At 47.5% G+C, this 25,845-nt stretch carries 19 protein-coding genes; 18 read left to right on the top strand and 1 reads right to left on the bottom strand.

Annotation, left to right across the window (positions count from 1 at the left end; genetic code table 11):
- Nucleotides 1-600 precede the first annotated feature (600 nt).
- The 18 genes from L1278_RS00160 to L1278_RS00075 all read left to right on the top strand — a co-directional run bounded on the left by L1278_RS00160 (nt 601) and on the right by L1278_RS00075 (nt 24,445).
- Entirely contained in the window at nt 601-1,833 is a 1,233-nt protein-coding gene (locus tag L1278_RS00160; protein ID WP_253400490.1) for a c-type cytochrome, read from the top strand.
- Nucleotides 1,834-1,871: 38 nt separating this feature from the next.
- The gene (locus tag L1278_RS00155; protein ID WP_253400489.1) at nt 1,872-4,874 is read left to right on the top strand and encodes a TAT-variant-translocated molybdopterin oxidoreductase; all 3,003 of its coding nucleotides are present in this window, start codon (nt 1,872-1,874) and stop codon (nt 4,872-4,874) included.
- A 20-nt stretch (nt 4,875-4,894) separates the two neighbouring features.
- Nucleotides 4,895-6,313, top strand: a complete 1,419-nt coding sequence (gene nrfD / locus L1278_RS00150) for an NrfD/PsrC family molybdoenzyme membrane anchor subunit (RefSeq protein WP_253400488.1) — start codon at nt 4,895-4,897, stop codon at nt 6,311-6,313.
- A gap of 2 nt (nt 6,314-6,315) precedes the next feature.
- Nucleotides 6,316-6,840: a DUF3341 domain-containing protein gene (locus tag L1278_RS00145; protein ID WP_253400487.1), complete on the top strand. Its 525-nt coding sequence runs from the start codon at nt 6,316-6,318 to the stop codon at nt 6,838-6,840.
- Nucleotides 6,840-7,463, top strand: a complete 624-nt coding sequence (locus tag L1278_RS00140; protein ID WP_253400486.1) for a cytochrome c — start codon at nt 6,840-6,842, stop codon at nt 7,461-7,463. The genes L1278_RS00145 and L1278_RS00140 overlap by 1 nt, the downstream gene beginning before the upstream one ends.
- A 26-nt stretch (nt 7,464-7,489) precedes the next feature.
- Nucleotides 7,490-8,776, top strand: coding sequence for a quinol:cytochrome C oxidoreductase (locus L1278_RS00135; protein WP_253400485.1), 1,287 nt, complete (start codon nt 7,490-7,492; stop codon nt 8,774-8,776).
- Nucleotides 8,777-8,797: 21 nt separating this feature from the next.
- Nucleotides 8,798-9,856: a cytochrome c oxidase subunit II gene (locus L1278_RS00130; protein ID WP_253400484.1), complete on the top strand. Its 1,059-nt coding sequence runs from the start codon at nt 8,798-8,800 to the stop codon at nt 9,854-9,856.
- A gap of 18 nt (nt 9,857-9,874) precedes the next feature.
- Nucleotides 9,875-11,701 (top strand): cbb3-type cytochrome c oxidase subunit I, encoded by a 1,827-nt coding sequence (locus tag L1278_RS00125; RefSeq protein WP_253400483.1) that lies wholly within the window; start codon nt 9,875-9,877, stop codon nt 11,699-11,701.
- Nucleotides 11,702-11,706: 5 nt separating this feature from the next.
- Nucleotides 11,707-12,783 carry a heme A synthase gene (locus L1278_RS00120; RefSeq protein ID WP_253400482.1) on the top strand — a complete coding sequence of 359 codons (1,077 nt, stop codon included), beginning with the start codon at nt 11,707-11,709 and terminating at the stop codon, nt 12,781-12,783.
- Complete coding sequence (gene cyoE / locus L1278_RS00115) at nt 12,783-13,679, top strand: heme o synthase (RefSeq protein ID WP_253400481.1); 897 nt, start codon at nt 12,783-12,785, stop codon at nt 13,677-13,679. Before L1278_RS00120 ends, cyoE begins: the two co-directional genes overlap by 1 nt.
- A gap of 3 nt (nt 13,680-13,682) precedes the next feature.
- A complete protein-coding gene (locus L1278_RS00110; RefSeq protein ID WP_253400480.1) occupies nt 13,683-14,273 on the top strand; it encodes a cytochrome c oxidase subunit 3 in 591 nt (196 codons plus the stop codon).
- Between the two features lie 24 nt (nt 14,274-14,297).
- Nucleotides 14,298-15,044: a cytochrome c oxidase subunit 3 gene (locus L1278_RS00105; protein ID WP_253400479.1), complete on the top strand. Its 747-nt coding sequence runs from the start codon at nt 14,298-14,300 to the stop codon at nt 15,042-15,044.
- 75 nt (nt 15,045-15,119) lie between these two features.
- A complete protein-coding gene (locus L1278_RS00100) occupies nt 15,120-15,467 on the top strand; it encodes a cytochrome C oxidase subunit IV family protein (RefSeq protein WP_253400478.1) in 348 nt (115 codons plus the stop codon).
- 11 nt (nt 15,468-15,478) lie between these two features.
- Nucleotides 15,479-16,147 (top strand): SCO family protein, encoded by a 669-nt coding sequence (locus tag L1278_RS00095; RefSeq protein WP_253400477.1) that lies wholly within the window; start codon nt 15,479-15,481, stop codon nt 16,145-16,147.
- Complete coding sequence (locus tag L1278_RS00090; RefSeq protein WP_253400476.1) at nt 16,125-16,679, top strand: DUF420 domain-containing protein; 555 nt, start codon at nt 16,125-16,127, stop codon at nt 16,677-16,679. The genes L1278_RS00095 and L1278_RS00090 overlap by 23 nt, the downstream gene beginning before the upstream one ends.
- Nucleotides 16,680-16,711: 32 nt before the next feature.
- Entirely contained in the window at nt 16,712-16,981 is a 270-nt protein-coding gene (locus L1278_RS00085) for a hypothetical protein (protein WP_253400475.1), read from the top strand.
- A gap of 331 nt (nt 16,982-17,312) precedes the next feature.
- Nucleotides 17,313-20,966 (top strand): HAMP domain-containing sensor histidine kinase, encoded by a 3,654-nt coding sequence (locus L1278_RS00080; RefSeq protein WP_253400474.1) that lies wholly within the window; start codon nt 17,313-17,315, stop codon nt 20,964-20,966.
- A complete protein-coding gene (locus L1278_RS00075; protein WP_253400473.1) occupies nt 20,963-24,445 on the top strand; it encodes a hypothetical protein in 3,483 nt (1,160 codons plus the stop codon). Before L1278_RS00080 ends, L1278_RS00075 begins: the two co-directional genes overlap by 4 nt.
- Before the next feature lie 383 nt (nt 24,446-24,828).
- On the opposite strand, the gene rfaD is transcribed toward L1278_RS00075, so the two are convergent.
- Nucleotides 24,829-25,794 (bottom strand): ADP-glyceromanno-heptose 6-epimerase, encoded by a 966-nt coding sequence (gene rfaD, locus L1278_RS00070; protein ID WP_253400472.1) that lies wholly within the window; start codon nt 25,792-25,794, stop codon nt 24,829-24,831.
- Nucleotides 25,795-25,845 lie beyond the last annotated feature (51 nt).

Below are 25,845 nucleotides of genomic sequence, written 5' to 3'. Positions count from 1 at the left end.
GAATTTTTTGTTTTAGGGTGCAAATATACGCCAATGATTCTGTAATCCAAAAACTTGCACTAAAATAAATCCTCGGTTAGGCAGGTTGCAGGCTTTGCGGTTGAAAGTTGAAATGGCGTCCAATTGGCGATAACATCAGATAGCGGACGCACTTTATAAATCGACTAATTCTATATATATAATAATGAGTGCAAAAAAACCAGGCGTGAGTGGTAGGGAGAGAGGAAAATTGGTCCGGAAATTAAATGAAAGCTAACGACAACAAAATCAACGTTTTATAAGTTCAAGTGTAGGTGTGCTTGCGGAGGCGGCTAAAGCAAGAAAAAAGTGGATAATTTTGTGCAGATTACACAACCTCTGGATGGGCTTATTTAGAATAATTTTAAATAAAATAGCCGATTCTGATAAAATAATGCAGAAAATAGTCCCTAAGTGATTGTACTTAAAGGGATATTGTCTATAGGGGTAAAAATAAGCATATAATATTTGATTAATGGGTTTCAGGTAGTAGATTTGTGCCCGTAAAGTAAATTCACCATTATACTAAACACAAGCGTCCTGGCTATGATTAGCTGTATACAAAGAGCAAAAACCAAATTCTTGATTGCCTTCTTGTTTACCCTGGCGGCCTCTTTCGGAGTGTCGACTACAGGGTTTGCACAAGGCGCAAGTCTGCCTGTTGATGATGCAGGTATTGTAAGTGCAGGCGAGTCCCTGTATAAGAACAACTGCGTGGTTTGCCACTCTGTGGGAAGCGATGTAGTGGTTGGCCCAGGTATGAAGGGTGTAAACGAACGCAGAACGCAGCCCTGGCTACTCAGTTGGATCAAAAACTCGCAGGCTTTGATCGCTTCCGGCGACAAGGACGCTGTGGCTATTTACAACCAGTTCAACAAACAGGCGATGCCTTCCTTCGCTTTCTCAGACGAGGAGATTGTGTCTATCCTTACCTATATCAAGTCTGCTGAGACTGCCGCTGCCGAGGCTCCTGCCGCTGGCGCTACAGCTGCTGCCGCCCCAGGTGAGAACGTGGGTACAGACGCCGTCGGTGCAGTTGGAGGCTATCTGGATATTATACTGGTAGTGCTGATCGTGGTGTTGATCGTGCTGGTTGTGACGCTTCTTTTGATCACATCGGTACTGAAAAACTACCTGAACAAGAATAAAAAGCTGGACGAGTACGACAATGAAATCGTAAACCAGCGCTTCGACTTCTCTAAGGTATACAAGTCTAAGACCGTAAGAACATTGGTGGTGCTTATCTTCGTGGTAGTGCTCATCGACCTGACGCTGGACAAAGCGATGGGTATTGGTATACAGCAGGGATATGCTCCTACGCAGCCGATTGCTTTCTCACACAAACTGCACGCTGGTGAACACCAGATCGACTGTAACTATTGCCACACAACAGTATACGAGAGCAAGAGTGCCAGTATCCCTTCGGCTAATATCTGTATGAACTGCCATAGCCAGATCAAAGCAGAGTCGCCTGAAATTCAGAAGATTTACAAAGCGATTGAGCGTAACAAGCCAATTGAGTGGGTGCGTATCCATAACCTGCCTGACCTGGCCTACTTCAACCACGCACAGCACACGCAGGTGGGTGGCGTAGAGTGCCAGACCTGCCACGGTCCTATCCAGGAAATGGAAGTGGTGTCTCAGTACTCACCGCTCACAATGGCATGGTGTATCGACTGTCACCGCGAAACTCCTCTTAACACAGAAGGAAATGCCTATTATGACAACCTGGTGAAACTGCACGAGTCAACTACGAAGAGTGCCTTCACAGTGTCATCAAACGGTGGTGCAGAGTGTTCTAAGTGCCACTATTAATCAGTTATAATTAAGGGTTCGAGTTTTCTAGATATAACATGCAAGACAGAATAAAATACTGGAAAGGAATAGAGGAGCTTGATAATACTCCTGAATTCGCGAAACATGCTCACAATGAGTTTCCAGAATTCCTGCCGATAAACGAAGCCAGAGGCGAGAGCGCATCCACAGGTTTGGCAGCTCCGCGCAGAGACTTCCTGAAACTGCTGGGCTTTGGTCTGGCTGCCGCCACATTGGCTTCATGCGAGGCCCCTGTAAGAAAGGCAATCCCATACCTGAACAAACCAGTTGACGTGGAGCCAGGCGTGGCGAACTGGTACGCTTCTACTTACTTCAACAACGGTGACTTCAACAGCATACTTGTAAAGACACGCGAAGGTCGTCCGATTAAAGTAGAGCCAAACCCTAGCTCAACGCTTACTCCGATGGGTACAAGCCCGAAGGCACAAGCTTCTGTGCTAAGCCTATACGATAACAATAGACTTCGTACGCCACTCATTAAAGGCAAAGAAGCTAAGTGGGAGCAGGTTGACAGCGAAATCCGTTCAGCTCTTGCCAGAGTAAACGGCAAAGTTGCCTTTGTTTCTTCTACTGTAATCAGCCCATCCACCAAGCAACTGATTAACGAGTTTGGTGCAGGACAAGGCAGCTTTGAGCACGTAACCTACGATCCGAACTCAGCTTCAGCCCTGATCGGCGCCAACGGTGGTGTTGTACCTGGTTATGATTTCAGCAAAGCCAATATTATTGTAGGCATTAGCGCTGATTTCCTGGGAACATGGGTAGCTCCGATCCCATTTGCTAACCAGTACATTCAGAAAAGAAAAATCACGGCTGAGAACTCCGACATGTCACGCCACTACCAGTTTGAGACGATTATGTCGCTTACAGGTGCTAACGCTGACGTACGTGTTCCTATTAAGCCATCCGAAGAACTGGCGATTGCTACAGCGATTTACAATGGTCTGTCAGGTCAGGGCGTAAACGCTCCAGCCAGCGTTGACAAGAAGGCCCTGGAAAACGCTATCAGAGACCTTCGTGCCAACAATGGCCGTGCTTTGGTAGTATCCGGCTCTAACGATCCAGCTGTACAAACGCTGGTAACAGCTATTAACAAAACGATCGGTGCAGAAGGCACAACCATTGATACCGCTTCTCCATACCTGGTGAAGCAGGGTAACGATGCCCAGATGCTGCGTCTGATCGAGGAAATGAATAATGGTAGCGTAGGTGCAGTGTTCTTCTACAATGCTAACCCTGTTTATGACCATCCGCTGGCAGACCGTGTGAAGACCGGTTTAGCGAAAGTGGCCCTGAAAGTTTCTTTTGCCGATAGAGTAGAGGAGACAGCAGCCCTTGTTGACTACGTAGCACCGGACAGCCACTACCTGGAATCCTGGAACGACTACGAGCCGAAGAGAGGCTTCCTGAGCCTGGCACAGCCAGTGATCAGCCCAATCTTCATGACGCGCCAGGCACAAGACAGCTTGCTGGCCTGGAGCGGTAACAAAACAACTTTCTACGATTACATCCGCAATAACTGGAAAAAAGGCGCAGCAGGAACTGATGCGCAGTGGGAGAAAGTTGTGCACGACGGTATACTGGAGAACGGAACCAGCATGCTGGCGTTGAGCCCGGCTACTGCCAGCACATTGACAGCGGCAGATGCAGCAGGCAGAGCTCCAAGAGCAGTTGCTGGCGGCAGCGTAGAGGCTGTAGTTTATGAAAAAGTAGGTATCGGCACAGGTTCAGAATCCAACAACCCATGGTTGCAGGAAATGGCTGACCCGATCACGAAAGCGACCTGGGACAACTACATTACGATGCCACGCAAGATGGCGGAGGAGTTGGGTGTTTCTCAAGGTAACGTCCTGAAAGTAACTTATGCCAATGGCAAGACACTGGAGCTTCCGGCGCTGGTACAGCCAGGTCAGGCACAAGGCACTGTAGGTATAGCCATGGGCTACGGCCGTCAGCTGGACTCTATGCCAACTGCCAAAGGACGTGGTGCTAACGCTTTCCCAATAGCGACAGTTGCTGACAATAGCATCCTGTTCGCAGGTGCAGTTAAGCTAGAGAAAACAGGTTCTACAGTGGAGATTGCCCAGACACAGACGCACCATACCATTATGGACCGTATTGTAGTGCAGGAAAACACACTGGCAAACTACAAGGCAAATCCAAAAGAGGTAACGCAGTACGTTAAAATAGCCACGCACGAAGGCCCTGCTAAACCTTCTGCTATCTCGCTTTGGGATGACTACGAGTACAAAAACCACCACTGGGGTATGGTAGTTGACCTTAACTCATGCATTGGTTGCGGTGCTTGTACCGTAAGCTGCCAGGCAGAAAACAACATTCCGGTAGTAGGTAAGGAAGAAGTACTGATGCGTCGTGAGATGCACTGGATGCGCATCGACCGTTACTACAGCGCGGTTGAGCACGAAGCGAAAGATTACAAGACAATGGAAGATCCGGCGGAGAATCCAAGCGTAATCTTCCAGCCGATGATGTGCCAGCACTGTAACCACGCGCCATGCGAGACAGTATGCCCGGTTGCCGCTACAATGCACAGCTCTGAAGGTCTTAACCAGATGGCTTACAACCGTTGCGTAGGTACCCGTTACTGCGCAAACAACTGCCCTTACAAAGTGCGTCGTTTCAACTGGTTCGCTTACGCTAACAATGACAAGTTCGACTTCAACATGAACAACGACCTTGGCAAGATGGTGTTGAACCCGGATGTAACGGTTCGTTCAAGAGGCGTGATGGAGAAATGCTCTTTCTGCGTACAGCGTATACAGTTAGGCAAGCTAGAAGCGAAGCGTGAAAGCAGAAGACCGGTTGACGGTGAGATTGTGACGGCTTGTGCGCAGTCATGCCCTACCAATGCGATCATCTTTGGTGATATGCTGGATCCGGAAAGCCGCATCTCAAAAACTCTTGCACGCGAGAAAGGCGAAAGAGCCTTCCACGTACTGGAGGAAATGAACGCGCAGCCGAACGTGACGTACCTGACAAAAATTAGAAACTTAGCTTAATTTATAAATTAGATAGCGCTATGCAGCACGTATCTCCGATAAGAGAGCCTCTGGTAACGGGGGGTAAAACATACCACGATATCACCGAAGATGTCTGCAGACAGGTGGAGGCCAAGCCCAACGCACGTTGGGCGGCAGCCCTTGCTGTAGCTCTTGTAGGTCTGGCTATTTTCATTTATTCCACTTACCGCACACTGTGGTTCGGTATAGGTGAGTGGGGGCTTAACAAAACTGTAGGTTGGGCATGGGACATCACCAACTTCGTGTGGTGGGTAGGTATCGGTCACGCCGGTACGCTGATTTCAGCGATCCTTCTACTGTTCCGCCAGAAGTGGAGAACTTCCATTAACCGCGCGGCAGAGGCGATGACGATCTTCGCCGTAATTTGCGCCGCGATGTTCCCGGTTCTGCACATGGGCCGTCCCTGGTTGGCTTACTGGGTTCTCCCACTGCCAAACACCTTCGGTTCGCTTTGGGTAAACTTCAACTCACCGCTTCTTTGGGACGTGTTCGCGATCTCTACTTACTTCTCTGTTTCGCTTGTATTCTGGTACATCGGTCTTATACCTGACTTTGCTACCATCCGCGACAGAGCAACTGGTCCAATTGCCCGCAGAGCCTACGCAGTTCTTTCCATGGGCTGGACTGGCTCCGCAAAAGCATGGTCTCGTCATGAAACTGTATCCCTGATCCTTGCTGGTCTCTGTACACCTCTGGTACTTTCTGTACACACCATTGTATCCATGGACTTTGCAACGTCCGTAATTCCAGGCTGGCACACCACTATTTTCCCCCCATACTTTGTGGCAGGTGCGATTTTCTCCGGTTTCGCCATGGTACTGACGCTCATGATCATTACCCGCAAAACGTTCAAACTGGAAGATTACATCACACTGGAGCACGTGGAATCCATGAACAAGGTAATTATCCTGACAGGTTCTATCGTGGGTGTGGCATACATTACAGAGTTCTTTATTGCCTGGTATTCCGGTGTAGAGTATGAGCAGTACGCCTTCATCAACCGCGCAACCGGTCCTTACTGGTGGGCTTACTGGTCCATGATGACATGTAACGTAATTACGCCGCAGCTTTTCTGGTTCAGAAGCATCAGAAGAAGCCTGACAGCTACTTTCATTATCTCCATCTTCGTAAACATAGGTATGTGGTTCGAACGATTCGTAATCATCGTAACCTCACTGCACAGAGACTTCCTGCCATCTTCATGGGCTATGTTCTCTCCGACTATCATCGACATTGGTGTCTATGTTGGAACAATCGGTCTGTTCTTCACGCTCTTCCTGTTGTTTGCTAAGTTCTTCCCAGTAATCAACATGTTTGAGGTGAAAGCCATTCTGAAGTCTTCATCTGAAGTGAAGCACCACCCGAATGATGCAATGCACGGTACTAACAAGGATTCGCACACTAATACACATCCATAGCAATGACTAAAAAATTCGTTCTAGGTATCTACGATGATGAGGATGTCCTGCTGCAGGCCATCGAGAACGTCCGGGCTGCCGGTACTAAAATTTACGAAGTTTTTTCGCCGTACCCAATTCACGGAATCGATGATGTATTAGGTATCAAGCGTTCAAGGCTTCCAATTGTAGCATTTTTATGCGGTCTGTTCGGAATGTGTTTCGCGCTCTGGATGCAGATCTGGATGCTTGGTTTCGACTGGCCGATGATCATCGGTGGTAAGCCGCACATCGCCTTGCCAGCATTTATTCCGGTAACATTCGAACTTACCGTTCTATGCTCTGCATTCGGTATGGTGATCACTTTCTTTATTGTCACAAAGCTGAAGCCTTCCATCAAGGTGAACGTTTTTGACAAGCGCTCCACGGACGACAAGTATGTGATGGCGATAGAGGTAAAAGAAGGTGTGACTGATATTTCAGCCCTTAACAACCTGCTTCGCTCAAATGGTGCCATCGAAGTAAACGAGAAGGAGGTAATCAAATAATGAAAGGTCTACTAAATTTAGGTATTAAAGCCTCTGCCGTACTATTCTCAGGTGCCGTGCTGGTAGCATGCAGCAGTGAGAAAGACCCAGGTCTTGAGTATGCTCCGGACATGTACCACTCTGTGGCGTTGGATCCTTACTCTCAGGTAAAGGAAAACTTATACAACCCTGGCGGTATGAACATGCGTGAACCGGCTCCAGGTACGGTAGCGCGCGGTAAAATGGGCTACAACATGTACTTGTCCAAAGACGAGGCTGAAGTAGCAGGTGCTGAACTTAAAAACCCGCTGGAAAAGAATGGGCTTAATCTGGCAGAAGGACAAGTGCTTTACACCAGATTCTGTGCTCCTTGCCATGGTGAGCAGGGCGACGGACAAGGTCTTGTAGGACAGAAGTTCAAAGGTGTTCCCTCTTACTCTGCTGGCCGGGTAGCCACTCTTCCTGAAGGTCACATTTACCATGTGATCACAAATGGACGTGGCCGCATGTTACCACATGGCTCACAGGTTAATCCGACGGAGCGTTGGAAAATTGTCATGTATGTGCAGCAGTTACAGGGTGGCGAAGTGCCAGCTCCTGCAGCGGCAGATACGACAGCAACAGGTACTACACCTACTAACTAAGTCTAAGGCATAATATCAAAAGGATAATGACAGAAGAAAGACTCATCATTTCCAGAAAAACAAATAACAAGTTTTTCTTGATGATAGCTATAGGTGTTGTATTGCTTATAGCCGGTATAATCATAGCTGCGCTGAGTGGTGGCCACCAAGCCGAAGGGCATGGTGAAGCGGCCGCCGCCGGACACGAGGCAGCTCATTGGTCCAAAAGGCTCTACATGAACCTTTGGTTGAATAACGTTTACTTTACTGGTATTGCGCTGGTAGGCGTGTTCTTCGTAGCCGTACAATATGTGGCTTACGCAGGTTGGTCTGTACTGATCAAGCGTATACCTGAGGCCATGGGTTACTACCTGCCAATAGGTGGTGCCGTGATGCTGATCACATTCCTTTTAGGTGGTCATGACATTTTCCACTGGACACATGATTACCTATACAACCAGTTCTTAGAGGATGGTGTGACGCCAAACCCTCAGTACGACCCCATTATTGCTGGTAAGGCGCCTTACCTGAACTTCTGGTTCTTCCTGATCAGAATGGTAGCTTACTTCGTGCTATGGATATTATTCTTCAACTGGTTGAGAAGAAACTCTCTTAACGAAGACCTGAACGGAGGCACTAACTACTATCACAAGAGTATTAGAATCTCTGCTATGTTCCTGGTGGTTTTCGGTGTGACTTCTTCTACTTCTGCCTGGGACTGGGTACTTTCAATTGATACACACTGGTTCTCAACCATGTTTGGCTGGTACGTATTCGCCAGCTGGTGGGTATCTGGCCTGGCGGTGATTACGCTGACTGTGATCATGCTAAAACAGAACGGCTACCTGAAAATGGTAAATGCAAACCATTTACATGACCTGGGTAAATTCGTATTCGCTTTCTCCATCTTCTGGACATACATCTGGTTCTCTCAGTTCATGCTGGTATGGTATGCAAACATTCCGGAAGAATCTATTTACTTCATCGAACGCCTGGGTGGAAACGGCGGCCATTTCAAGTGGATATTCTTCGTTAATCTTTTAGTTAACTTTGCATTCCCTTTCCTTGTTTTGATGACAAGAGATGCAAAACGCCAGATGATTATGTTGAAGATTGTTACAATCGCCATCCTGATTGGCCACTGGCTGGACTTCTACCTGATGATGATGCCGGGTACACTGCGTACAGATGCTGGTATCGGATTTATTGAGATTGGCACTACATTGATCTTCCTGGGAGTTTTCCTGATTACATTCACAAAAGGGTTGGCAAAAGCCTCTCTTGTGCCAGTAAATCACCCTTTCCTGGAGGAGAGTGTTCACCATCATGTTTAGTCATACTAAAAGCATTATACAATGATTACGTTAGCCATAGGTTTATCCATCGTCCTGTTACTAGTAATACTGTTCCTGCTATTCAGGATCGGTACGCTAGCCTCCATTTTCAGAGGATCGACACAGCGCGCTGCAGGAACCACCAAGACAAGTAACAAAGTAAATAGCATTCTGATGCTCCTCTTTCTGATTGTTGGAGGAGCGGCATTTGCCTGGTCCTTTGCTGATGCATGGGATGACATGAACCAGCCGATTGCCTCTGTGCATGGCGCCTGGACAGATAGTCTTTTCTGGACTACGATGATTGTGATCGGAATTGTATTCGTGATCACGCAGATTCTCCTTTTCTGGTATTCTTACAAATACCAGCATAAAGATGAAAAGCGTGCCTACTACTACCCTCACAACAACAAACTGGAGATTGTTTGGACCATGATTCCTGCAGTTGTAATGGCACTATTGGTATTTGCCGGTTGGAAAACATGGACAAACATCACAAGTGCTGCACCTGCTGACTCTGTAGTAATAGAGGTGATGGGCAAGCAATTTAGCTGGTTAGTTCGTTACCCAGGTCCCGATGGGAAATTAGGAGAAGCCAATGTGCACCTCATTGACGCTACCAATGAAATAGGCGTGGACTTCAGTGATCCAAACGCTATGGACGACTTTATGCCACGTGAGATTCACGTGCCAAAAGGTAAGCCCGTACATTTGAAGATACGCTCCCGTGACGTTATTCACAGTGTGTTCCTGCCGCATTTCCGTGTAAAAATGGATGCCGTGCCAGGTATGCCGACTAAATTCTGGTTTGTGCCAACAAAAACAACAGCTGAAGTACGCACCGAAACCGGAAACCCTGATTTCAACTTTGAATTGGCTTGTACTGAAATCTGCGGACGTGGCCACTTTGCGATGCGTTTTATCTTAGTTGTTGATGAACCTGAGGAATATGAGGAGTGGTTAGCTTCGCAGACGCCTTTTATCGAGCAGAACCCACAGCTTCTTACAAAGTTCACCCAGGATTCAAAAGATCAGGTGGTACTGGAGAAGAGTACAGAAGAAGTAAAAACAGAGTTGTAGCATTAACTAAAATCAACAATGTCGAGTACAGATATCTCTCTAAATAAGGATGTACATCATGCTCACGACGAGCATGATCATCATCACGACCAAAACTTCTTTGAGAAGTACATCTTTAGCCAGGACCATAAAGTAATTGCAAAACAGTTTCTTTTTGCAGGTATCTTCTGGGGCTTTATTGGTGGTTTCCTGTCTATTATTTTCCGTTTACAGCTTGGCTGGCCTGAAGCTACTTTTACTTTCCTGGAGCCTATTTTAGGTAACTGGGTTGTGAATGGCAAAATTGATCCGGAGTTTTACCTGGCACTCGTTACCATGCACGGTACAATCATGGTGTTCTTTGTACTGACAGCTGGTCTGAGCGGTACATTCAGTAACTTCCTGATTCCGTTGCAGATCGGTGCCCGCGACATGGCGTCTGGTTTCATGAACATGCTTTCTTTCTGGATATTCTTCCTGGCAAGCGTGATTATGTTCTGGTCACTGTTCATCGAAACAGGTCCTGCTGGTGGTGGTTGGACGGTTTATCCGCCACTGAGTGCATTACCACAAGCTATCTCCGGCTCAGGTTTGGGTATGACGTTGTGGTTGATAAGCATGGCATTGTTCATTGTATCGCAGTTGCTGGGTGGTGTAAACTACATTACCACTGTGATCAACCTGAGAACAAGAGGTATGTCGATGACGAAGCTGCCTTTGACAATCTGGTCTTTCTTCCTGACTGCCATACTGGGTCTGCTTTCTTTCCCGGTTCTATTGTCAGCTGCATTGCTTCTGATCTTTGATCGTAGCTTTGGTACAAGTTTCTTCCTTTCTGATATCTACATTGCAGGAGAGGCTCTTTCAAACACTGGTGGTAGCGCCATTCTGTTCCAGCACTTATTCTGGTTCCTTGGTCACCCAGAGGTATACATCGTAATCCTTCCAACTTTCGGTATTGTTTCCGAGGTAATTGCTACCAACTCTCGTAAGCCGATCTTCGGTTACAGAGCCATGATCGGTTCCATGTTGGGTATTGCCGTGCTATCGTTTGTAGTATGGGCTCACCATATGTTCGTGACAGGTATGAATCCGTTCCTGGGATCAGTCTTCATGTTCCTGACCCTCATTATTGCAGTACCATCTGCAGTGAAGGTGTTTAACTGGATCGCAACTCTTTGGAGAGGTAATATCCGCTTCACTACGGCAATGATGTATGCGGTTGCCTTCGTATCGCTCTTCATCTCGGGTGGTTTGACTGGTATCATCCTTGGTAACTCAGCATTGGATATTCAGCTGCACGATACCTACTTCGTAATCGCTCACTTCCACCTTGTGATGGGTGCTGCAGCTTTCTTCGGTATGTTCTGCGGTATATACCACTGGTTCCCGAAGATGTTCGGCCGCATGATGGACGAAAAACTCGGAGCCGTTCACTTCTGGTTGACATTCCTGTCTGCTTACCTGGTGTTTATGCCAATGCACTATATCGGTATCGCAGGTTTCCCAAGAAGATATTATTCCTGGACTGGTTTTGATGCGTTCAACACCTTTACTGACCTGAACAGCTTCATCAGTATTGCGGCTATTCTGGGCTTTACAGCACAGTTGATCTTCTTGTTCAACTTCGTATACAGCATTTTCAAGGGTCGCCGTGCTACTGCTAACCCATGGCACTCGAACACACTGGAGTGGACGACTCCTGTTAACCCGGGACACGGCAACTGGCCAGGTGAGATCCCAGCTGTTTACAGATGGCCTTATGATTATAGCAAACCAGGTGCTCCTGAGGATTATATTCCACAGAACGTGCCTTTCTCTCAGACGCAGTCTTCAAACCTGCCTTACGAGAGAGATTTAGAATAGCTTAAATGATAGATAAATCTTTTCCATACAAAAGGTTTAGGAATATTGGAGTACTAACAGTATTAGCTGTTTACTTTCTAATATTAGTTGGAGGAATCGTGCGGAGCACGGGCTCAGGAATGGGATGTCCGGACTGGCCCAAGTGTTTTGGCAGTTGGGTTCCTCCAACTGATGTTAGCCAATTACCAGATGATTATCTGGAAGTCTACAAGGAACAACGTGTAGAAAAGAATCAGAAACTAGCAGGGTTTCTGGATAAGGTAGGTTTTGACAAAGCCGCAGGCGAACTACGCGATCACCCACTGCAGCACATTGAAACAGATTTCAATGTGACAAAGACGTGGATTGAATATATCAACCGTCTGGTAGGGGTCGTGATCGGGGTTTTAATTTTCCTGACGGTACTGTATGCTATACCTTACCTAAAAACTGACAAGTCTGTTTTCTATCTCTCGCTTCTAAGTTTTATACTGGTTGGTTTCCAAGGTTGGCTGGGCTCTATTGTAGTGTCTACTAACCTGCTGCCGGTTACTATTACGATACACATGGCACTGGCCCTTGTGCTGGTGGCATTACTGCAGTATGCAGTTATTCGTTCACAGGCTACTTTTATTTCGCCACGGTTTAAAGCTTCCAGGCACCTGTTTTTTGTCATTGGACTCGTAGCCGCCGCTACTTTTGTTCAGATACTGATCGGAACGCAGGTACGTGAGGAAGTGGATGTCGTAGCTTTTGAAATGAATGGAAGTAACAGAGATCTTTGGGTAGATCAGCTTGGGCTGAGTTTCTATATCCATCGCTCTTTCTCAATCCTGTTACTGGCGATGCATGTTTATATGGCTTATTTAATTTATAAGCTAAAAGACCGCCAGTTGAATATGATGGTAAACTGGATGATGGTGCTGCTCGTTGCTGAGATCGCATTTGGGGTAATCATGGCTCATTTTGCTATCCCTGCAGTTTTGCAACCATTGCACCTGACGATAGCTACCCTGCTATTCGGTGTTCAGTTTCTAATATTGATTTTTTATTACTACGCCTCTAAAAAGGCGGTCGAAAAACCGGTAGTGGTTCTTAACTAATGATTACAGACAGATCAGAATCGGTAGTGACTCTAGCCAGTACGGCAGAAAAGGCATCAGCATACTTTAAACTCCTCAAGTTTAGACTGAGTTTTACGGTGGCTTTCTCAAGTGCCATAGGCTATATACTAGGGCACCCGGGAGGAAGTTGGATAAAGATTGCATTGGTGATGCTGGGAGGGTTAATGGTCACAGGCGCAGCCAATATTGTGAACCAGATACTGGAGAAGGACCTCGACAAGTTAATGAAGCGCACGGCAAACAGACCGCTTCCAACGAGTACGCTTAGTGTAGCGGAAGCTGCTACTTTCGGTGTGCTGATAGGAGTAGGGGGCTTGTCGATTCTGGCCGGTTTCTTTAATACGCTGACGGCAGCGATTGCGCTGTTGTCGCTCATTCTTTATGGATTCATTTACACGCCACTAAAGCGAATCAGCCCCATCAATGTTTTTGTTGGAGCTATACCTGGCGCATTGCCTCCGCTGATCGGTTGGGTAGCTGCGACAGGAGTCGTAAGTGTGGAGGCATGGATTCTTTTCGGGATACAGTTTATCTGGCAATTTCCGCATTTCTGGGCGATTGCCTGGGTGCTGGACGAAGATTACAAAAGAGCTGGATTTAAAATGCTTCCAATGGAAGGAGGAAAGAATCTGAAAACTGCGATACAAATCATGATCTATACCTTGCTTCTGATTCCGCTTAGCTTGTTGCCTTTGCAGTTTGGGATGACAGGTACTACCTCAGCGCTTATCGCTGTGATCTGTGGTGTATTGTTTTTGGCTCAAACTTTTCATTTGATGCGCACTTGTACCAATAAGGCCGCAATGAACATTATGTTTGGGTCGTTTTTGTATTTGCCTATCGTGCAGATAGCTTTCGTTTTAGATAAAATTTAGAATATGGATATGGTTGCCAAATCATTGGGGGAGGAGAACAACACAGGAGGAATTCATCCATTAAAATTCACACTGTCGTTGCTTATTATTAGTATAATTATGATGTTTGCAGCCTTTACGAGCGCTTATTTGGTGCGTCGTGCGGAAGGCAACTGGTTAGAGTTTGACCTGCCAAACATCCTATTGATTAACACGGTGGTTATCGCCCTGAGCAGCGTTACCATGCAGCTTGCCCATAACGCTGCAGCTCAGGACAATATAGCCAGGCTGCGCCTTATGTTGTACTTAACGTTCGGGTTAGGCATCGCTTTTCTGATCGGACAGTGGAACGGATGGGCCGAATTGGTAACCAATAATGTGTACTTTGGAGGAGAAGCAAGTAACCCTTCCGGTTCATTTATGTATGTATTAACAGGTGTACACGGTTTTCACCTGATCACTGGCCTTATTTATGTGGCAGTGGTAATAATGTCAAGTTTACGTTACAAGGTCCACTCCAAGAACATGCTGCGTATACAGCTATGCACCATTTACTGGCACTTCCTGGGCGGCCTTTGGCTATACTTGTATATATTTTTGAGATTAAATCACTAAACACGTTTTTTTCAATACTAAACTATGTCTACATCAACTACGCTGGAAGAACCTAAAACAGGTACATGGGATGGTGGCAATGAACCACTAAAAGCGAGCTATGGAAAACTCATGATGTGGTTTTTCCTGCTCTCTGACGCATTTACTTTTGGGGCATTCCTGATCGTTTATGGTTTGTCGCGTCACAGTCACCTGCCTTATACAGGCAGTCCGGAAGACTTTCAATTCTCAACGGAATGGTGGCCTATACCTGAGAAAGTGTTCAATGCTTTCCCTGGTTTTCATGGTGTAGATCTGCCGCTGGCATTCGTGGCCTTGATGACCATGATCCTCATTCTGAGTTCTGTAACAATGGTACTGGCTGTGGAAGCTGGTCACCGCATGGACAAAAATGACGTTCAGAAGTGGTTGCTTTGGACAATCTTGTTTGGTGGTACTTTCCTTGGTTGCCAGGCTTGGGAGTGGACACACTTTATCGTGGGCACTGACGAAGGTATGCTAATGGCTGACGGCTCCAGGGTTTTTGGTGCTAACATGACCATGAACCAATATGGTCCGCCTTTGTTTGCTAACCTGTTCTTCTTTATTACTGGTTTCCACGGCTTCCACGTAACTATAGGGTGGGTACTCTTGGTGATTGCCTTCATCAGTACAGTAAACGGAGTATACCATAAGCGTGGCCATTACGAGATGGTGGAGAAGATTGGTCTGTACTGGCACTTTGTAGACTTGGTATGGGTATTCGTATTTACTTTCTTCTACCTGATCTAATTAATAAGTCAAACTCTAAAACAGATGCAGTATCCGTGGAATACCGGATACTGCCTTATAAAAATAAAGCATACTATGGCAGCTCATTCGGATCACTCCAACGATTTTCACCAGACAGGTGAAATACCTAAAGCGCAGACAAAGGTTATCTGGAAAACGTTTTTTATCCTGGTAGCCTTAACGGCGGTTGAGTTTCTTTTCGCTTTTACAATGGATGCAGGTACACTGCGTAATGCTATCTTCATTGTGTTGACCATTTTTAAAGCATTCTATATTGTAGCGGAGTTCATGCACTTAAAGCATGAAACGAAGGCTTTGGTCTGGTCTATCATTATACCGCTGGCCCTTATCATGTGGCTTATGGTAGCACTTATTTCGGAAGGAAGTTATTACTTCGATTCCATTACAAACTACTTCAACTAAGTACATAGATTATGAGTAACTCAAAGGCACTAATATTAGGGATCCTACTATTAGTGCCTCTTCTTATTTTTATATTTATCGGTAGTTTTGGTGAACACCACTACACACTCCGTAAATATTTCCCGCAGGTTACCGCTACCGGCGATGTTGTACGTGATGCACAGGGGGACACCCTATTCAACCAAGTACCTGTCTTCGAGTTCACTTCCCAGCAAGGGCAGACAATTTCTCAAAACGAGCTGGATGGCAAAATCTATGTAGCGGACTTCTTCTTTGCGACCTGTCCGGATATTTGCAAGGAAATGTCGTCGCAAATGGTTCGTGTGCAGGAAGCCTTTCAGGATGAAGAACAGGTAAAACTTGTATCTTTTTCTGTTAACCCGGAGCATGACACCCCGGAAGTGCTACGTGAGTACGGAGAGCGCTATAATGCCGATCCTGCCAAGTGGTACTTCCTAACCGGAGACCGCGATAAAATTTACAACCTTGCACAGAAGGGTTTTTATTTGCCCGTGATGAAGGTAGAAGGTCAGCAGGACTTTATTCACAGCGAAAAATTTATGCTGGTGGATAAGGACAGGTATGTGAGAGGTATTTATGATGGTACCGACAAAGAGGATGTGGATCGCCTTATACTGGAAATTAAAGTTCTTTTAGATGAATACAGTAAATCGAAATAGCCCCGCTGCTGGTAATGACAGGAAATTCTTAGCAGTAATAGCTATTTTGTCGATTGCTATACCTGTCGTAGTGGCCATGCTTTTCTTTATGCCAAAGGAAGGTTCAGATGCGATTGATGTGTCTTTCCTGCCAACACTACACGCCATTTTGAATTCCCTGACCGCCACTCTCCTGGTTATCGGTTATTACAATATTAGAAAAGGCAATATAAGAGTCCATCGCACGGCCATGGGCACCGCTTTTGGGTTGTCTGCTATCTTCCTGATATCATACGTGACTTACCATTTTCTGGGAGAGCGCACGATATATGGCGGAGATGGCATCTTGAAGCTTTTCTACTACTTTATACTGCTCACGCACATTGTGCTTGCCGTGGTGATCGTGCCATTGGTACTCCTCTCCGTGTATTTTGCCTTTTCTGAGCAGTTTGCACGTCACCGTCGTATATCAAAGTGGACCTTCCCGATCTGGCTCTACGTGGCTGTAACGGGTGTACTTGTCTACATTTTGATTTCTCCGTATTATAGTTAGAACCAGGAACATTAAACGCTTGTTTTAAGATTATGAAACGCCAATCATTCAGAATACTTTTTGCGGGCTTGCTGATGCTTACGCTGATTTTTGTGTCAACTGATGCCTATAGCCAATGCGCCATGTGCCGTGCCACTGTAGAGTCTAACGTTGGAACCGGTAAAACAGACTCTGACTCGCAGGTAGGAGCGGGGCTGAACACGGGCATCCTATACCTCATGCTGATTCCTTATTTACTTGTCGGTACAGTAGGATTTATGTGGTATAAGAGCAACCGAATGAAAAAAGCAAAGGCCGCTTAAGCAGCAAGTTTTGCAGCTATATCTGGCCGAATCGCTTAAATTTAATTACGGTCATTTCTATTTTTTACAGAGGACCACATACAGGCTAGTTACCCTGTATGTGGTCCTTTTTAATAGGTTGATGATTTCTGGAGTGAAATTTGATCCGCTATTGCCATGGAATGCGCACGTATTCCTGAATTAAATGTGGCTGTAGGCCATCGATTGCATTTTAGCCACCTATTAGTCATGCTCTTATAACACGAATTGCTTAAATTCGTGGGTAATCCATGTTGCCTTGAATCGGAATATTGCGCCAATAATCTTATTTGCCCTTGCTGTGCTGTGCTTTATGGCGACAGCTTTTTTGCATTATAAGGTACCGGCTTCCTGGCTTGATACTGAAAGAGAGCAGACCCAACAGCACATAACCAAGCGGGTACAGGCGCTCTTGTCAGATGCACAGCAGGAAGCAAACCGCTTGGGGAATCAACTTCAAAAAGATCAGATAAGCTTTTCAAAGCTGCTCTCCAAGACGCATTATCCTACTTTTATCTATAAGAATGGGCGACTGGTGTTCTGGTCCGACCATACGGTTATACCTGACCTGGATCTGCCACCAACAGCCCGCTCCATCTCGACCATCCGGAACAGTTACGGTACTTTTGTAGTCATGCCGCATCGTGTCAGCAATTATCATATTTTCACTTACATACCGCTGCAGGTTGATTACGGTAAGACCCAGGATTACCTGTCGTCGGGTTTGCAACAGAGTATTTTCGGAAAGGCGGATGTGCGCCTGGTGCTCGAAAATCCGGGAAGATTGCCGCAGGTAAAGACCAGTGGGGGAGATTTTCTTTTCGCAGTTGATCATGGGTCAGGAAGGATCGATGCCGGGTTTGACAGCCTGCAGCTTGTCCTGCTTATCCTGGGGACCATCTTCTTTATCTGGTTCAGCGTTTCGTTAAGCAGGTTTTTTTTAAAACGACAGTGTTATACTGAAGGCATTGTGTTACTGCTGGTGCTGCTGATAGGCTTTCGGTTTGGACTTTTATTTCTCAACCTTCCGTTTCTGATTGTGGAGACGGAGCTGTTTGATCCGCGCCTTTATGCCGCTTCTTTCTGGTCTCCTTCTGTTGGTGATCTGGCGCTTAATGTGTTACTCCTCGTTACAGTAGCCTGGGCTGCTTATTACCTCTTTCACAAAAACGAAGTCCTCACTGCTGTTAAAGCCTACTCACCGGAAAAGAGCAATCTAGTGCTCGGGATTGCCATGCTTGCCTTCTTTGTGCTGTTGGCCATTCTGTTCCGATTTTACTATGGTATATACCACAACTCTCCGCTTGCACTAGATATCAACCAGTCCATCGAACTGGAGCGGTATAAGCTAGTGATGTACAGTCTGATGTTTCTGCATACCGTGGCCCTGAGTCTTTTTGCCTATATGCTGGCCTCGGTCGTGAATGTGCTGCTGCGAAAGTCAAATGGCTGGTGGCCATATAAGCTTTTGCTAGGTATAGCGGTTGTACTGACAGTGCTGGCGCTGGTATTCAATATGCGCTGGGTACCCGTGCTCCTGATCGGTATTGTTTTCTGGGCACTCATCCTGTTGGCAGCACAGCATCGGCAGGCGATTAGTTTGCCCTACCGGACCTACCTTTTTTTCTTTTTGATCATCGCCGTCAGTAGTTTGACGGGTGCTGCATCGCTTTACACACACTTCCAGAGTGAGTTATTGGCTTATAAGCAGAAGTTTGCATTTGACTTGATGCAGGGCAACGACGTGTTGGCGGAGTATCTGCTGGAAGAGGACGTAGCGGTGCGCGTGTCAGAAGACGTGCTGATTCAAACGAAAATGAAGGGCCCCTATGTGGATGCCTTCTTTATCAAGCGGAAAATATCCCGTCAGTTTCTGCCGGACTATTTTGATAAGTATGAAGCTAACATTCTTTTGTTTGACAGTCAGGGGCGTACACTGGAGAGTGCCGATACAACAGCTGCTACACTAGACGAACTGCGGAAAAAGTACGCCACGGCACGCAACAAGACAGAGTACGAGAACCTATACCTGGTAAATGACCCGGCGCGACCGCATACCCGTTTTTATTTAAAGCTGATCGAAGTGCCCCTGGGGACGCAGTTGTATGGGACTATCGTACTGCAGTTGAGCCTGAAAGAGTTGCTCCCAAACAGCCTGGTGCCAGAGCTACTGGCAGGGCAACAGCATCAGCAGCCGTTTCGGGCCGATATTCTGAGTTACGGAATTTATGAAAATGACAGGCTGACATACAGCGAAGGAGAATTTGACTACGCGACCAATTTCGACCGAAGTCAGTTGAAGCACAAGGAGCTATATCGGCAGGGAGCCACCGAAGAGGGCTTTCACCATCTGGGCGTAAAAACCGATTCTGGTCCGACGGTGATCATCACGACAAGTAAGTACGGAGCCCGCGAAGTGCTTTCTAATTTTTCGTTCCTCTTTCTATACTTTACTGCCTGCCTGATTGTGGTGGCCTTACTCTATGTTTTACTCAATCGGGAGCGACTGCGTGATTTTCAACCTAACTTCAGTACCAAGATTCAGCTTTTCCTGAATTTCGGCATTCTGCTGCCCTTGATGCTGGTGAGTATCGTGACGGCTAGTCTGGTAACGGGCTCTTATAAAAAAGATCTGCTTTCATCTTACGAGAAAAAGGGAGAGGCCATTCAGGATCATTTGAGCAGGCCAACTACACTCGAAGTGATGCCGGACCGCAATCACCTGCTTCGTCGTGTTGCTTCTATTGCGGCTTTGTCAGAGGCTGATGTCAGTCTTTATGATCGTAACGGGCGCCTGATGGTAACCAGCCAACCGCTCATTTTTGAGTCGGGCCTACTTTCCAAACTGGTTAATCCGCATGCTTTTGCGGCCATATCAGAGCGACAGGCCCTGCGGGTGCTCTTCGATGAACATGCCGGTAACCTGAGCTTCAATGCGCTATACCTACCGCTGCGTCCGGACAACGACCCCGAAAAGCTGATCGGCTTTATTGGTATACCTTTCTTTGACTCCGAACGGCAACTGGACCTGAAACTGATTGAGCTGATTACGACCACAATGAATATCTTCACCGTGATGTTTATCGTGTTCATCATCCTGACTTTCTTTGCCTCCAGAGCCCTGACGGTGCCGCTGCGCATGCTGGCCGATAAGCTGAAGCATACCTCCCTGACAGGTAAGAATGAGATGCTGGCGTATGAAGGAGCTGATGAGATCGGGATGCTGGTGAATGAGTATAACCGCATGTTGCTGACGCTGGAGCAGAATAAGGTAGAACTGGCGATGCGTGAGAAGGAAGCAGCCTGGCGGGAAATGGCAAGGCAAGTAGCGCACGAGATCAAAAATCCGCTCACACCTATGAAGCTCTCGCTACAGTACCTGCAGAAGGCGATTGCTGAGAAGAACCCGAACACGGAGCAGATGATCAACAAAATCTCGCATACCTTGATCACACAGATCAACATCCTGAGCGACATTGCGACCTCCTTCTCTAACTTCACCTCCATGCCCGAGCCGAAAGCTGAGTTGATGGACCTGGGGGCTGCCCTACACAAAGCAGCGGACCTGCATACAAACCCGGCCTCTGTGAAAACAAAGCTGCGCCTGCCTGAGAACCCGGTGATGGTGATGGCCGATGAGGCACTGCTGGTGCGTACCTTTAATAACTTGTTGCTGAACGCTATACAGGCCGTGCCAGCGGAGCGGAAGCCTCTGATCAAAATAGATTTGAAGGTAGAAACAGATAACACAGCACTTGTGTCTATTGCTGATAACGGGAGCGGTATACCTGCCGACATTCAGCACAAGGTGTTTATACCTAATTTCAGTACCAAGTACACGGGCTCAGGTATAGGACTGGCCGTAGCCAAGAAAGGAATTGAAAACGCAGGTGGTCGCATTTGGTTTGTGACAGAAGAGGGAGAGGGGACGACGTTTTATATTTCTTTACCGATGGCCAACACATGACGCGATGCCTGATCACCGGTGTTCTGCTTTTGCTGCTGAGCCTGCCTGTGCTGGCCCAGGCACCCGTGAACAACCGGCATTGCAAGTGGCTATACCTGACCGACTACCCCCAGCAGCTCGATACGCTGACTATTGACGTCAATACCATCACGATTGTAGGTCCCCGCAAAAACCAGATTAAGTTCGAATACAATTACTATACCCATGAGTTCAGGTTAACCGAGTTTCCGGCACCTACTTATCAGATACTCGATACGCTGGGAAACATGGTGCCTATACCTGACTCGGTGCTGGTTTGCTATAGAACGTTGCCACTGAGTCTGGCCAAGCCCGCTTACCGCCGCGACATTATGAAGCTGGATCGAAGCGGCTCACCCAAGGAGTTATATAAGGAAGATTTTGCCCAACGGGAAGAGATTTTCAAGACGCCCGGGCTGAACAAAACAGGTAGTATCTCGCGCGGTATTTCCTTCGGTAACACACAGAACGTATTTGTGAACTCTGCGCTGAACCTGCAGCTCGACGGAAAACTGACCGACGACATCAGCATAACGGCCGCTATCACGGACCAGAATATACCTTTCCAGCCGGAGGGAAATACGCAGCAACTGAATGAGTTTGACCGGGTATACATCACGCTCAAGCATAAGCAATGGCAGTTGTCGGCTGGGGATGTGGTGCTACGAAGCAAGCCGTCCTACTTTATGCAGTTTTACAAGAACGTGCAGGGTGGCGCCTTTGAGACTACCTTTGGCAAATCACCCGAGAAACTGGGTACTACTACTGTGGCTGCTTCAGTGTCGAAAGGGAAATTTGCATCGCAGGCAGTAGAGGCGCTGGAAGGCGTGCAGGGACCTTACCGATTGCGTGGACCAAATAACGAGCGCTTTATCATCGTGCTGGCCAACTCGGAGCGGGTGTTTCTGGACGGTCGCCTGCTCACACGCGGTTTCGACTTTGATTATGTGATCGACTATAACCAGGCCGAGATCACCTTTACAACCCGCCACGTCATCACCAAAAACTCCCGCATTCGGGTAGACTTCGAGTATTCTGACCTGAACTATAGCCGCAGCATCTACCACGCCAGTCATTACCAGCAACTGGGCAAGGCGCAGGTATACGCCAACTATTACAACGAGTCCGATAACCCGAATAACCTGCTGCACCTCGACCTGCGCGACGATGAAAAACGCCTGCTCGCAGGTATAGGCGACAGTTTGGACATGGCTGTAACCTCGGGCGCGACGCAGGTTCCTTTTGATCCGGCACAGGTGCTGTATGCTCAGCGCGACACGATGGTAGATGGCCTGCCCCAACAGGTATATGTGTTCTCCAGCAACCCGGATTCAGCGATTTATAATGTGCGTTTCTCTGAAGTAGGAGTTAACCGGGGCGACTACGTGTCATCCAATAATGCGGTGAATGGCAGGGTGTACCGCTGGGTGGCTCCGGTTAATGGTGTTTCGCAGGGTAACTATGCTCCGGTACGTATACTGCCCACACCCCGCAAAAAACAACTGATCACGCTGGGTGGGAATTATGAACTGCAGAAAGGCGTGAACTTCTTTCTGGAAGGGGCCGCTTCGCAAAATGACCTCAACCGCTTCTCGCGCCTTGATGCGCAGGACGACAACGGGGCTGCCATGCGGGTTGGGTATACCATACAGGACCGGGAGCTACCTTTTCTGGGCAAATACCGGCTGAACAGCACGCTTAATTACGAGTACACTGACGTGAATTTCGAACCAATCGACCGGTACCGCCCTATTGAGTTTGATCGCGACTGGAGTCTGGACAACCCGAATCAGAAAGCCGAAGACCATATCTTTAATTTTTCGGTAGGAGCGGTGCAGGATCCGCAGAACCTGGTGAACTATCGCATCAGCCGGCGATACCGGCACCAGCAGGTGGATGGTACACAGCACCAATTGGATCTGAACCGTGCGTTTGGCAAGCTGGAATTGCGCAACAGTTTCTTCATGCTCCACAGTGACCAGACTACCCGCGAGTCGGAATGGTATAGAGGCGATGTGGGGGCCAGGTATAGACTCGGCAAAATTGAGCCCGGCTATATTTACCGTTTCGATAAAAACAAACTTACGGCCCTCGGGAGCGATTCGGTGACAGGCTCCGCGATGTATTTTGATGAGCATGTTTTTTTTGTGGAGAGCCCCGATACAGCCAAAACCCGCTTCCGGGTAGATTACAGTTACCGCACCGACCTACGCCCAACGGCAATGGGAGAGATGGGGGCACCGGAAGTAGGGCAGACTTACAACGCCATGCTCCAGCGCAGGTATGGCCGCGACAGCGACATTGCCTTGCAGGCCACTTACAGGAACCTGGAACTTGAGCAAGGGCAGGATGAAGAGACTGTGCAGTCGCGCATCGATTGGAACACTTCTTTCTTGGATGGTAGCTTCCGCTCCGAGATGAGCTACTCGGTAGGTACGGGTCGTGAACTGAAGCGCATCTTTGTTTTCAGGGAAACCATGCCGGGGCAGGGTACGCACTACCTGCGCGAAGGCGGCAACCCGAATGACCTGAACGATTACCTGGAGGCACAGACGGTGGACCAACGCCGCTTCATCAAAGTTTTCCTGCCGACAGATGAGTACATCAACGCCTACACTAACCGCTTCACGTACCGGCTGAACAGTAACGTACCCCGTAGCTGGCGAAGCGCTGAAGGCTTCAAAGGCTTTATGGCGAAGTTCTCCGCCCTGAGTTTTGTGAGCATCGACAAGAAAACGACGGATGATGAGGTGATGAATCGATTTAACCCGTTCAGTGAAAATTTCGAGGATGAGTTTCTGATCTCGCTGATAAAGTCGCTTCGCAATACGGTTTATTTTAACCGAAGCAACCCAAAGTACGGGCTGGAGTACACCTTGCAGCAGAATCAGCAGAAATCACTGTTGGCAAACGGCACCGAAACCCGAAGCGTGGAGAACCACCAAGTAATTGCCCGCCTGAACCTGAATGAAGTACTGAGTTCTAAGGTCAGCCTGGCTCAAAATGTGCGCGACAACCGCTCCAATTTCCTGAGTTCGAAGAACTTCAGCATCGTGTCGCAGGAGCTGACACCGGAGCTGGCTTATCAGCCCAATGCCAAGCTGCGCTTTACGGGCACATATCAACTGGCGCTGCGTGAAGACAAACTCTCTCCCGCTGATGCTGAGCAGCAAGCCACTTTCCATGAACTGGGATTGGAGACGAAGCTAAGCCAGGTGAGCAAGCGCACCGTATCCGGCCTTGTGCGATGGGTGAATATCGAGTTCGATGGGGATATGAACTCCTATGTGGGATACGAGATACTCAATGCCCTGCGTCCCGGGAACAACCTGACCTGGTCATTCAACGTGCAACAGCGTCTGAGCAATGGCCTGAACATTTCCCTCAACTATGACGGGCGCAAGGCAAACAGTGTGGGCGCGGTGCATACCGGGCGTACGCAGGTTTCGGTGCTGTTTTAGTAGTTTACTTTTCTGCTTATTTTATCCGAATTTGCTAGATTGAATGGAAATTGTGCAGCATCTATATTTAGAGGCTTGAGCATTGTTTACATTTTATTATCAATCAGATGAGATACGCGATGTTGGTTTTTGGTATATTTTCTTTCTGCAGCACCTTTGCTGGGACAAGAGTATGCTGTCATACCTAATAATTTGAAACCGCTGCATCAGAGTGGTTGGGCTTGGGAATTGAAGGAACCAGTAGGCGACCAAGGTCTCGACAGCGCAAAATAAAAACCACTAAAAGTATTTAGTAGTTATCAGAAATATAAATGCCCCGCTTATGGTTTCATATGCGGGGCATTGCTATACCTGCCGAAAGATAAATCATTCAGTTTGCATCGTTAATAATACTTTCCCTCCATCAGGTAGTTCTGCACATAATCCCTCACACCTTCCTCTAAGGTATAGAACTCACGATCGTAACCGATAGAGCGAAGCTTATTCATGTTAGCTTCGGTGAAGTATTGGTAATTGTCGCGTAAGTTCTCCGGGGTGTCCATGAAGTCGATGCTAGGTGCAATACCCATGGCATCGAATGTGTTGAGTGCCAAAGCCATAAAAGTACGGGCTTTACCAGAACCAAGGTTGTAAATGCCGGAGTTTTTGCGGTGCTGCATCAAAAACATACATACCTCTACCACATCTTTTACATACACAAAATCACGCATCTGTTCGCCGTCAGCATAGTCGGGGTTGTGCGAGCGGAAAAGCTTCATGCTGCCCTTTTCTTTGATCTGATTATAGGCATGGAAAATAACGGAGGCCATCTTGCCTTTGTGGTACTCGTTGGGACCGTACACATTGAAGAACTTTAGTCCTGCCCAGAAGAAAGGCTTCGCCGTCTGCTCCAGTGCCCATTTATCGAAATCGTTTTTAGAGTCGCCGTATGGGTTGAGCGGTTTTAACAATGGAATGGTTGCTTCTTCGTCGTCGTATCCGAGAGTGCCAGAGCCGTAGGTGGCTGCTGAGGAAGCGTATACCAGCGGAATCTGGTACTCGCAGCAGGCATTCCATACCTGCTTGGAGTAGTTCAGGTTGAGCAGGTCGAACACATCTTTATTGAACTCCGTGGTATCGGTGCGGGCACCCAGGTGGAAGATGAATTCGACCTCTTCGTAGTTACCGTCGAGCCACTCAAAGAAACCGTCACGGTCTACATATTCCTTTATCTTTTTCCCTTTCAGGTTTCCTTCTTTTTTGGCGACAGAGAAATTGTCCACCACCACGATATCATTAAAATTAGCTGCGTTAAGCCTGCTCACAAGGCAACTCGCAATAAAGCCGGCAGCACCAGTTACAACGATCATAATTCAGTTTTATAGGCTGTAAAGTTATATTGCGTTAAATTTACGAAAATA

This window comes from Pontibacter sp. HSC-36F09 (assembly GCF_024171605.1).
Lineage (GTDB): Bacteria > Bacteroidota > Bacteroidia > Cytophagales > Hymenobacteraceae > Pontibacter.
This window is presented reverse-complemented; position numbering and strand designations above follow the sequence as displayed.

Bases quoted from the DNA above. Each gene is read 5' to 3' on its own strand.
- L1278_RS00120 (WP_253400482.1), top strand. From the start codon at position 11,707: ATGATAGATAAATCTTTTCCATACAAAAGGTTTAGGAATATTGGAGTA.
- L1278_RS00125 (WP_253400483.1), top strand. From the start codon at position 9,875: ATGTCGAGTACAGATATCTCTCTAAATAAGGATGTACATCATGCTCAC.
- L1278_RS00080 (WP_253400474.1), top strand. From the start codon at position 17,313: ATGGCGACAGCTTTTTTGCATTATAAGGTACCGGCTTCCTGGCTTGAT.
- nrfD (WP_253400488.1), top strand. From the start codon at position 4,895: ATGCAGCACGTATCTCCGATAAGAGAGCCTCTGGTAACGGGGGGTAAA.
- L1278_RS00145 (WP_253400487.1), top strand. From the start codon at position 6,316: ATGACTAAAAAATTCGTTCTAGGTATCTACGATGATGAGGATGTCCTG.
- L1278_RS00110 (WP_253400480.1), top strand. From the start codon at position 13,683: ATGGATATGGTTGCCAAATCATTGGGGGAGGAGAACAACACAGGAGGA.
- L1278_RS00075 (WP_253400473.1), top strand. From the start codon at position 20,963: ATGACGCGATGCCTGATCACCGGTGTTCTGCTTTTGCTGCTGAGCCTG.
- L1278_RS00130 (WP_253400484.1), top strand. From the start codon at position 8,798: ATGATTACGTTAGCCATAGGTTTATCCATCGTCCTGTTACTAGTAATA.
- L1278_RS00105 (WP_253400479.1), top strand. From the start codon at position 14,298: ATGTCTACATCAACTACGCTGGAAGAACCTAAAACAGGTACATGGGAT.
- rfaD (WP_253400472.1), bottom strand. From the start codon at position 25,794: ATGATCGTTGTAACTGGTGCTGCCGGCTTTATTGCGAGTTGCCTTGTG.
- L1278_RS00140 (WP_253400486.1), top strand. From the start codon at position 6,840: ATGAAAGGTCTACTAAATTTAGGTATTAAAGCCTCTGCCGTACTATTC.
- L1278_RS00095 (WP_253400477.1), top strand. From the start codon at position 15,479: ATGAGTAACTCAAAGGCACTAATATTAGGGATCCTACTATTAGTGCCT.
- L1278_RS00085 (WP_253400475.1), top strand. From the start codon at position 16,712: ATGAAACGCCAATCATTCAGAATACTTTTTGCGGGCTTGCTGATGCTT.
- L1278_RS00100 (WP_253400478.1), top strand. From the start codon at position 15,120: ATGGCAGCTCATTCGGATCACTCCAACGATTTTCACCAGACAGGTGAA.
- L1278_RS00090 (WP_253400476.1), top strand. From the start codon at position 16,125: ATGAATACAGTAAATCGAAATAGCCCCGCTGCTGGTAATGACAGGAAA.
- L1278_RS00135 (WP_253400485.1), top strand. From the start codon at position 7,490: ATGACAGAAGAAAGACTCATCATTTCCAGAAAAACAAATAACAAGTTT.
- L1278_RS00155 (WP_253400489.1), top strand. From the start codon at position 1,872: ATGCAAGACAGAATAAAATACTGGAAAGGAATAGAGGAGCTTGATAAT.
- cyoE (WP_253400481.1), top strand. From the start codon at position 12,783: ATGATTACAGACAGATCAGAATCGGTAGTGACTCTAGCCAGTACGGCA.